At 73.4% G+C, this 9,533-nt stretch carries 9 protein-coding genes; all 9 read right to left on the bottom strand.

From position 1 onward, the window contains the following. Window positions 1-422 precede the first annotated feature (422 nt). On the bottom strand, window positions 423-641 hold the full coding sequence (locus tag ACOJUF_RS25010) for a hypothetical protein (RefSeq protein WP_420124514.1): 219 nt from the start codon (window positions 639-641) through the stop codon (window positions 423-425). Then, entirely contained in the window at window positions 641-1,324 is a 684-nt protein-coding gene (locus ACOJUF_RS25005; RefSeq protein WP_420124513.1) for a DapH/DapD/GlmU-related protein, read from the bottom strand. Before ACOJUF_RS25005 ends, ACOJUF_RS25010 begins: the two co-directional genes overlap by 1 nt. Continuing rightward, complete coding sequence (locus ACOJUF_RS25000; RefSeq protein ID WP_420124512.1) at window positions 1,324-3,216, bottom strand: hypothetical protein; 1,893 nt, start codon at window positions 3,214-3,216, stop codon at window positions 1,324-1,326. The genes ACOJUF_RS25005 and ACOJUF_RS25000 overlap by 1 nt, the downstream gene beginning before the upstream one ends. Continuing rightward, window positions 3,213-3,572, bottom strand: coding sequence for a hypothetical protein (locus ACOJUF_RS24995; protein WP_420124511.1), 360 nt, complete (start codon window positions 3,570-3,572; stop codon window positions 3,213-3,215). The genes ACOJUF_RS25000 and ACOJUF_RS24995 overlap by 4 nt, the downstream gene beginning before the upstream one ends. Window positions 3,573-3,861: 289 nt before the next feature. Then, window positions 3,862-5,328: a lipopolysaccharide biosynthesis protein gene (locus tag ACOJUF_RS24990; protein ID WP_420124510.1), complete on the bottom strand. Its 1,467-nt coding sequence runs from the start codon at window positions 5,326-5,328 to the stop codon at window positions 3,862-3,864. A gap of 29 nt (window positions 5,329-5,357) precedes the next feature. Next, window positions 5,358-5,984, bottom strand: a complete 627-nt coding sequence (locus ACOJUF_RS24985) for a serine acetyltransferase (RefSeq protein ID WP_420124509.1) — start codon at window positions 5,982-5,984, stop codon at window positions 5,358-5,360. Next, window positions 5,981-7,123 carry a glycosyltransferase family 4 protein gene (locus ACOJUF_RS24980; RefSeq protein ID WP_420124508.1) on the bottom strand — a complete coding sequence of 381 codons (1,143 nt, stop codon included), beginning with the start codon at window positions 7,121-7,123 and terminating at the stop codon, window positions 5,981-5,983. The genes ACOJUF_RS24985 and ACOJUF_RS24980 overlap by 4 nt, the downstream gene beginning before the upstream one ends. After that, entirely contained in the window at window positions 7,123-8,397 is a 1,275-nt protein-coding gene (locus ACOJUF_RS24975; RefSeq protein ID WP_420124507.1) for a glycosyltransferase family 2 protein, read from the bottom strand. Before ACOJUF_RS24975 ends, ACOJUF_RS24980 begins: the two co-directional genes overlap by 1 nt. After that, complete coding sequence (locus ACOJUF_RS24970; protein ID WP_420124506.1) at window positions 8,394-9,401, bottom strand: glycosyltransferase family 2 protein; 1,008 nt, start codon at window positions 9,399-9,401, stop codon at window positions 8,394-8,396. The genes ACOJUF_RS24975 and ACOJUF_RS24970 overlap by 4 nt, the downstream gene beginning before the upstream one ends. Window positions 9,402-9,533: the final 132 nt, after the last annotated feature.

Here is a 9,533-nt window from a genome sequence, read left to right as displayed (position 1 = left end):
CCCGACGGGCCGCGGCCGACGCCCACCCGTGATCCCGGGCGCCCGCGGTTCCCGGCCGCACCGGGCGGCGCCGGTTCCAGGCCGGGCCGGCCGCGGCCATCACGCCGGCCGCTGCGGGGCCGAGCCACGGGCCGATCCGCGCCTCGGGTCTCCTGAGCAATCCGGCTGCTCCGGCGCCGCGTTGCCTCCAGGACGTCTTTCCCGTGCTCGATGGTGGCCTCGCACGGTCGGCAACTGATGGAGCGGTCGCGGGACCGGAGCGCTGCCCGGTCGCGGGCCGGCACCCGGCGCCGCGGGCGATCGGGGCCGCAACGGCCACGACCGGCCCGATCCTGATGGCTCCGGCCGGTCGGGGGCCCGCCGCGGCGAGCGGATCCGGCCCCGGCCGCATGGCCGGCCGGACCGAGCGTCCCAGGCCGGACCTAGGCCAGGCCGAGGAACAGGTAGGTGGCCGCGCCGACGATCAACGCGCCCAGGCAGATGGCCAACCGCAGATCGAGTACCCGCAGGGCGTCGGACCGGGTCGTCGGGCCCGTACCGTCGCTGCCGGCCTCCCGCTCGCCGATGACGACACGCTGCACGGCCAGCGCCGCGAACGCGGCGAGCACGACCAGGTCAACCCACAGCACCACAGTGTTCATCAGCCGGCCTGCTCTTTCTTGGTGGATTCTTTCTGGGTGATCAGGGTGAGGGTGCCGGCGGCCGGCGTCCGGCCGTCCCCGGCGCGCCGATCGCGGTCGACACCCCGAGCGACACCCCGGTCGACACCCCGGTCGACACCCCGATCGACACCGCCGACCGGCCGGGCGGGGACACCCGCGTAGGTGCCCGGGGCCAGGCAGTCCTTGGTCACCACGGCACCCGCGGCGATGACGACGTCGTCGCCGATCGTCACCCCGGGCAGGATGACGGCCCGGGCCCCGATCCAGGCCCGGTCACCGATCCGCACGGGGCGGGGGGTGGCCTTGCGCTCGATCCGCCCGTCGGCCAGCCGCTCGTGGTGCGAGGTCAGCACCATCACCTGCGGACCGAACTGGCATCCCGCACCCACCGTCACCGGGGCCACGGCCTCGATGAAGCAGTCCCGGTTGAGGAAGGTTCCCGCGCCGAGCGAGAGCCGGCGCCGGGACCCGGAGATGCGCAGGCCCGGCAGCACGTTCGGCGTGCTGGTCGGCATGCCCAGGGCCCGGTAACCGGCGTACCGGACCGGACGCGGCACCAGGTCGCTGCCCAGGACGGCGTTGACCACGAAGTCGATCGTCATCAGGCGCATATCCGTGCGCAGCTCACGCCGCACGGCGGAGAGCCGGCCCGCGCGTGCCATCAGGCGCTCCCGCGCTGCAGAACGATGGCGCCGTCCTGGCTGAAGCCGACGGTGTAGCCGTGCTGGTCGACGAGCGTCTGCACCAGCCGGCCGGTCCACCCGGGCTTGAAGCCGTTGAGCAGCACACCACCCTCGTCCTGCTGGCCGTTGACCACGACGAAGTCGACCTTGGCCGTGACGATGCACTCGACCATCGCCGACGGGGTGTCGCAGACGTTGCCGTTGCCGGCCAGCTGCGCGGCCGCGACCTGACGCAGGTCGCCGACCCGTTCGGTGCGCAGCGGGCTGTACCACAGCGGCGCCACCACGGTGTCCTGCGGCCGGGCGTTGGCGTAGATCCACTCGACCGACGCGACGTCGGCCGTGGTGTTGGTGACGTACGCGTCGTTGCCACCCCGGGCGACGACCGTCGACAGGCCGAGCACGACCAGGACGGCGCCGACGAGCACGGCCCCGAGCGTCCGCGAACCGGCGCGGGGGGTGGCCTCGACGGCTCCCCCGGCGTCGCCGGCACCGGCCACGACCGGCGTGCGGACCAGGGCGGCCAGCGCGACCGCCGCGCCGATCGCCAGCCAGGGCAGCGCCAGCAGGTAGCAGCGCACGAACACCTCGCCGCCGTAGGGCTGGACCAGCGCGGGCAGGAACGCCGCCGCGGCCAGCGCCGGCAGCGTCCAGGTGCGGGTCCCGCGGCGGCGCAGCACGACAAAGCCGATCACCGCGAGCACCAGCACGGCGCCGGTGATGCCCATCCGGAGCGTCACGATCGCCTGGTGGGCCGCGTCCACGGCGCCCGTGCTCAGATCGGCCGGATCGCCGGTGGCGGAGATGCCGGTGCCGTCCGTCGGCGACGTCCCGGAGAGGCGCTGCGAGATGCCCTGGCGGATGGAGCTGTCCAGCCGGCCGATCGAGTCGGTCAGCAGATGCAGCTGGGAGATCCAGAAGCCGCGCGCCCCGAAGACGAACCAGGCGACGACCGGCACCCCGGCGAAGACCGGCAGCCAGGCCGGCCGCAGCCGGCCGAACAGCAGCAGCACGAGCAGCATGGCGACCAGCACGTACGGCGTGAGCTGGTGGGTCGGCGCGATCGCCGCGGTGAACCCGACGACCAGCAAGATGGCCCAGATCCGGGTCCGCGGGGTGCCGTCGGGGGCCGGTCGCGCGGACAGCTTGACCCGGCCACCCTCCAGGATCCCGGGCTTGACCAGGTACCGGACGGTCACGGCCAGCGCGGCCAGGAACAGCACCATGACGGTGCCCTGCGGGGAGAAGTACTCCTGCTCGGTCCAGTTGGCCAGCAGGAAGATCCAGGTGGCCAGCCAGACCGCCGGGCCGGAGCGGAAGACCGCGCCGGCCAGGGCCCGCATCGCCAGGACGGCCATGCCGCCGAGCACGACGGGCGCCCAGTTGAGCAGCGCCATCGGGTTGTCCACCCCGACCGCGCTTCCGAGCATCGCGGCGGCCGCGAAGAAGCCGGGCCAGGAGAAGCGGGTGTCGTAGGCCTCGAGCACGGCCCCGTTCTGGGCGATGTACTCGCTGAAACCGGCGTGCAGCCACGGCACGGGCAGGCGGGCCGCACTCTCCACCGCGGGCTGCAGCCCGTAGACCAGGACGACGGCGGCCAGCGTGATCAGGGCCAGCACCCAGGTCCGCCGGGCCGGGCGGATCAGCTCCAGCACACCGGCGGCGATCAGCAGCGGGTAGGCCAGCAGGACGAGCGGGCCGAGCTGGCCGACCAGTCCCCAGCCGTCCAGGCTCGACGGTTCGATGGCGTGCAGGCCGAGCAGCCAGGACAGGACGGCCACGGCCGCCAGGCCGATCGGCAGGAAGTCCAGGGGGCGCCGGCCGGGCGCGCGGTGCGGGTGGTCGGCGCGGCGGGCGACGGAGATGGTCATGCCGCCACCTGCTCCCGGGTCATGCGGACCAGGTGCACGGCCAACCCGGCGGCGGTGGCCAGGGCGAGCGCCCCGACGGCCACCGACGGGTACCACAGGCCGGTCACCAGCTGAACCATGGCCAGCAGCAGCACGATGGACACGCTCGCGGCGACCGCGATCGTCCATTCCATGGCCGGCGACTCGGGGTCCATGAACCGCGCGACGACCCAGCCCGGCGCGGTCAGCGCGAACGCGACCACCAGGACCAGGCCGACGGTGCCGCCGGCCCCGAACAGGACCAAGACCAAAACCACGAGCGTCAGAGCGAGCAGCACCATGGCGCTCGCCCGGCGGACAAGCCGCGTAGCATTCATTTCGTCACCTTTCCTGGCCGGCTTCACCACGAACACGCCGATGCGTTCCTCGAAACCGGGCAACGGCCCGGAAGCCGGGCAAGGCCCGGGTGGACAGCCGCGCGACCTCGATCGGAATTGAAGTCGAAGAGGGTGGACGCGGCCCACGTAGCCAGGTGGAACAATAGCGCATTTCTGCGCTCCCCGGCGCGGCCCGGAGCCATTGACTTCGTCACAGAATCGGCGGCTTCACCCCGGCCGAACAGGCTCGACCGGGGGCGGCACATGGGGTGAACCGGAATGAAACGGGTTATGAAAGCGGCGCTGCGCCGGTCTCCACCGCGGGGGCCGTCCGGGCCCGGCCGGAACGCCCGGGATGGCGGTGGCGGCCGGTGCGCCGGGGCGGGCGCACCATCCGCAGCAGCGACCGGACGACGACCGCGGCGGCGATCGTCTGGACGGTCAGGAACGCCGCGCCGATGCCGGTGACTCCCAGCGGGCCCAGCAGCAGGGCCGACAGGCCCAGCACGCCGACGCCGACGCACAGCTGCAGCGCCAGCACCCGGCGCAGCCACCCCTGGCTGCGCGCGGCGGTCGTCCAGACCACGACGATGGCCACCGCCGGCGCCGCCAGACCGGTCAGACGCAGGAGCCAGGCGGAACTCTCGGCGTACTCGGGACCCAGCAGCGACAGCAGCCAGGGGCCGACCAGCCAGATGCCCAGGCCGCCGACCACGCCGACCAGCAACGACATCCGCAGGGCCCGCCGCAGCAGCGCGGACAGCTGGTCGGGCCGGTTCGCCGCCTCGACGAGCAGGATGGACGCCACGTTCCACATGAGCAGGCTCAGCGAGGTCGCGAACAGCCACGGCACCGAGAAGTAGGCGTTCGCGGCCAGCCCGAGCTCGTGGACGACCAGCAGCGGCAGGGCCAGCGGGACGGCCGTCGAGACCAGGCCGATCACGTATTCCCCGCCCACCGCGGAGGTGAGTTCGCGCCGATCCGGAATGGCGACCGGGGGGTGCTTCGGCCATTTCCGGAAAAGGAGATACGCGGTGACGCCGAGCAACGCGACCAGCGCGGGGACGATCCACGACAGCACAATTCCGTGAACCGGCTGCGACGCCGCGAGGGCGACCAGCATCCCCAGTTTCGCCACGCCCCAGGTGATGTTCTCCACCGGTACCCAGAAAGCCCGGTCGAGGCTGATCAGAATCATGTCCTGCAGCACGAAAACGGTCAGCACGGCCACCGCGACCGGGAACAGCCAGGCCTCCCAGGCGTCGGCGAACAGCACCGACCCGGGCCCGAGCACGGCGTAACCGGCGCCCAGCACCACGGCCAGACCGACCACGCCGGCGTACCCGGTGAAGACCATCCGGCGCTGCCGGTGGCCGGCGCCGCCCAGGAACCGGGCGTAGACGTTGCCCAGGTTCAGCTGCGAGAGCGTGCACAGCAGGGTCGCCGCGGTGATGATCGCGGACGCACGGCCGACCTGGTCGGCGCTGTAGAGCCGCGCGGCGGCGACCCAGAACACCATGCCGAGCAGGGCGTTGGCGGCGGTGTCGGTCATCAGGGCGAGCGCGCGGCGCTCGAGCCGGCCCTTGCGGCCGGGGGCCGGCCCGACGGCCGGTGTGGCGGTCACGGCGGCGGCGGCCGGGTCGGACACCGCCGACCCGGCCGCCTCGACCGGGCCCGCGACGATGCCGGGTGCGCCGCCGGGGTCAGCGGCGGTGACGGGGGCGGTGACGGGGGCGTTGGTGACGGGATCTGCCACACTGCCGGATTGGGGCATGGCGCGCCGCCTCAGGCCGGGGGTTCGTCGACCCGGATGACCCGGGCCGGATTCCCCACGGCGATCCCCCAGTCCGGCACGTCCTTGGTGACCATCGCCAGCGCGCCGACCCGGGCACCGTGGCCGATGACGATCGGACCGAGCACGGCGCAGGTGGCGCCGAGGTCGACGCCGTCACCGATGACCGGATTCCCCCGCTCGGTGCCGTCCCGGTCGACGATGTTGCCCAGCGTGGTGTTGTGCCGCAACTGGACGTCGGCCCCGAGGCGCACGCCAGGATTGAGCACGATCGAATGCGGGTGGAACAGCCGCAGCCGCGGGCCGATGACGCACACCGCGGGCAGCTCGACGCCGAACAGCAGCGAATTGAGCACCTGCAGGGCGAGCACGACCAGCCGGCCGGGGCGCCCCCAGTGCCGGGCCGCCCACTGGGACAGCCGGAAGATCAGCAGCACCAGGCGCGAGTCCGGGCGGCGGGCGTTGACCGCCCAGTCCTGGAAGAGGTACCGGACGAAGCCGGCGTCCAGATCGGTCGGGTCCGGCCGGGTCGGCCCCGACACGGCGGCGGGGCCGGTCAGCGGCCCCGCCGCCGGGGCGGGCGTGGCGTGGTCGGCCGGAGCCGTGAGCGAGTCGGTCATGCGGCGGCTCGCAGCGGGAGCCGCACCGCCGGGCGCGGCCGGGCGTAGGTGCCCAGGACGCCCTCGATGCGGTCGACGATGGTCTTCAGGTCGAAGTTGCGGTGCACATGATCGGTGCACCGCTGCGCCAGACCGGGGTCGCGACTGCGCCAGTCGGCCAGTTTGGCCATCGTCGCGGCCAGGGCCTTGTCGTCGGCCGGCGGGACCAGGAAGTCGGCGAACTCGCCGCTGAGGATCTCCGGAACGCCACCGACGCGGGTGCCGATCACCGGCCGCCCGGTGGCCATCGCCTCGATGGTCACCCGGCCGAAGGCCTCCTGCCAGTGGGCCGGCAGCACGACGGTGTCGGCCGCGTGCAGCACGCTGAGCACGTCACGCCGCGCGGGCAGCCACACCACGCCGTCGGGCTGGGTCGCCTTGATCCGCGCCTCGTAGGCGCGCTCCTCGTCGTCGCCCGGGTCGCCCACCATCAGCAGGCGGTCGTCCGGCCCGCGGTCGAGCTGGCGCCAGGCCTCGAGCAGGGTGTGCAGGCCCTTGGCCTCGGAGATCCGGCCGAAATACAGGACAACGTTGCCGTCCTGCGGCAGGCCGAGCTCGGCCCGTCGCCGGCTGCGCTCGTCCATGCCGGCGTAGGGGTACTCCGCCGCCTCGAAGCCGTTGTTGATGACCGTGATCCGGTCGGGGTCGACCCCCGCCGAGATCCACTTGTCCTTGATGAACTGCGACACCGCGATGAACTGGGACGCCGCCCGCCAGGCCACCTTGACGCCGGGGAACGGCAGGTGGGTGCGGAGTTGGACGACCAGCGGCACCCGGCACAGCCGGGAGGCCGAGACGCCCCACACGAACTGCTCGGCCCGGTTGAGCCAGAGCACGTCGGGACGGGTCGGGACGGCCGCGCGCAGCGCCGGCGGCAGCTTCATCAGGTCGCGCAGCGGCGACTGGGTGGTGCAGGCGAAGGACGGTACCTGGACCAGGGTCTCGGTGATCGAGCGCCAGTCGTCGTACGAGCTGCCGGTCTCCCGGTACAGCGCGCTGATCGTGTGCCCGCGGGCGTGCAGCTCGCGGGAGACCTGGAACGTGCTCTGCTCGACTCCACCGACCGGGGCGAGTTCCCCGGCGTTGACCAGAATGCGCATCACAACACCTCGACTGACTCAGGGGCAGCTGCGGCCGGGCCGCTTGCGGTCCGCCGGCGAGCCGCCAGATACAGGGCCGGACCCATGGCCATACCGGCCATCTCGCGCAGCAGCAGGGCCCGGGCGGGAAGTTCCTGGGGCGGCGCGGCGCGCTGGGCGCCGCGGGCGATCCCCGTCATGTGCTTGAGCCCGCGCGGGATGCGGGTCAGCAGCGTCCGCCGGGAGCGGCGGTGCAGCAGGTGTTTGGTCAGGTAGGCCGTGAGGCCCGCGCCGTAGCCGAACATCTGCCGGCGCAGCCCCTCGACGTCGGACCGGTGCCGATGCCAGGCGACCGCGGACGGCTCGTAGACCAGCGTGTGCCCGGCCAGCAGCACCTGGACGAAGATGTCCAGGTCCTCGCCCCCGGCGGTGCGGGTGCCCGCGCCCAGCGCCTCGTCGAAGCCGCCCAGGTCCCGCAGCACCCGGGTGCGGAAGGCCATCGAGGCTCCCGCCCCGAACAGGCCGGACGTGTACGGGTAGAGCGGATCGGCGACCGGGCTGGCCAGGTCGTACTCGGCCGGCTCGCAGTTCGCCGACCACGACACCTTGGCGTCGAAGTAGTGCTCGGCCGGCGTGTTGAGGAAGGCCGTGCAGATCAGGCCGGTGACACAGGCCACGGCCGACCGCTCGAACGGGGTCGCCAGCGCCCGGACCCAGTCACGGTCGACCCGGACGTCGTCGTCGGTGTAGGCGATGACCTCGCCGGTGGCCGCGGCCAGACCGCAGTTGCGGGCCCGGGACAGGCCCGGAACCGGCTCGCGGACGTAGCGGAACCGCACGTCGTCGCCGACGGTCTCGCGGAAGCAGCGCAGCGTGCTCTCGTCCGAGGGCGCGTTGTCCACGATGACGATCTCCAGCGCCGGGTAGTCCAGGCCGGCCAGCGCCCGCAGGCAGTCGGCGAGCTCGTGGGCCCGGTTGCGGGTGCACACGACCAGCGACACGGTCGGGGTGAACCCCGCGCCGGCCGCCGCGGTGCCGTCCGGATCGGCCAGCTCGTACCGGCTCAGCCGGTCCCGGCCGGCCGGGCTGAGGCCGGCCAGCAGCGCGGGCGCACCGACGGTCCCGTCGGTCGAGTCGAACTCGACGAAGTCGATGGTGCGTCCGTACCGGCGCACCAGCACCCGGACGGCCGCGTCGCGACCCTCGGGGCCGACGACGAGATCCCGCCCGGACGCGACGTCCCACTCGGTGCACCAGGTGCGCCGGGCGCTGGGGGTCGTGGCGGGCTCGATCATGCCGCGGTCTCCCGTCGCTCGGTCACCGACACCGGCGCGGCCGGAACGACTTCCAGGTGCGGGCGGGCCGTGGTGCTGACCTTGGCCACCCGGCCGCGCAGGAACCCGGCGGTGGTGCAGAACAGCCCGGCGACGATCGCCGCGGACCGCAGCAGCCCGGCCGGCCGGCCGCGGAACAGATCGGCCAAGCCGCGACCGAACGCTCGCGGCAGCACCTTCGTGGTGTAGGCGCGCTCGCTCTCGAGCGCGTCCTGCGACCCGACGGCGCTGGAGACGACGGCCTTGGAGACGCCCTCCCAGTAACAGCGGGAGAAGAAGTAGCGGGGCGTGTGCCGGTCCGAGGACACGCGATGCCGGACGACCGCCTCGGGGACCATGACGATCCGCGTGGTCGGCTCCAGCTGCCGCAGCCGGATGGAGAACTCGGTCTCCTCGCAGCCGACCGGATGGGTGCCCACCCGCCCGACGGATCCGGAGAAGCCGCCCACCAGGTCCATCGCCGTCCGCCGGAAGCCCATGGCGCACCCGAGCGGGTTGCGCACGTCCTGCGGGGTGGTCGGCAGGCCTTCGTAACTGCAGCCGACGACCCACAGGAACGGGGCCGGGAACCAGTCCGGACCGCCCTGCGGGCCCCAGTCGGGATCCGCCCAGCCGGCGACACCCAGCACCGCCGGCTCGTCCAGCGGCGCCATCAGCGCGGCCAGCCAGCCGGGCGAGGCCACGGCGTCGTCGTCCAGGAACATCACGACATCGGCCCGGGTCGCGGCGACCCCGGTGTTCCGGGCGCCGGACAGACCCTTGTCGCCGGTGTTGGCGATGACGGTCGCGGCCGGCTCGGCCGCGGCGAAACGCGCGAGCAGATCCGGATTGTGGTCGATGACGACCACGATCTCGTCGGGCGTGCGGGTCTGGGTCAGCAGCGAGCGGTACGCGGAGAGCAGATCGTCCCAGCGCCGTTCGGTGTAGGCACAGACGACCACCGCGACCGTGGGGGCGGCGGTCACACCGCCTCCGCGCGGTCGACCGCCGCGACGCTGCGATCGGGCAGGTCGACGACGACGGGGGCGGAGGGGACCACGGGCACCGGGGTGCGGCTGAACCGCTCCCGCATGATCGTGGCCAGCACACGGGTGCCG

This window comes from Nakamurella sp. (genome assembly GCF_048594475.1).
In the GTDB taxonomy this organism is placed as follows: domain Bacteria; phylum Actinomycetota; class Actinomycetes; order Mycobacteriales; family Nakamurellaceae; genus Nakamurella.
This window is presented reverse-complemented; position numbering and strand designations above follow the sequence as displayed.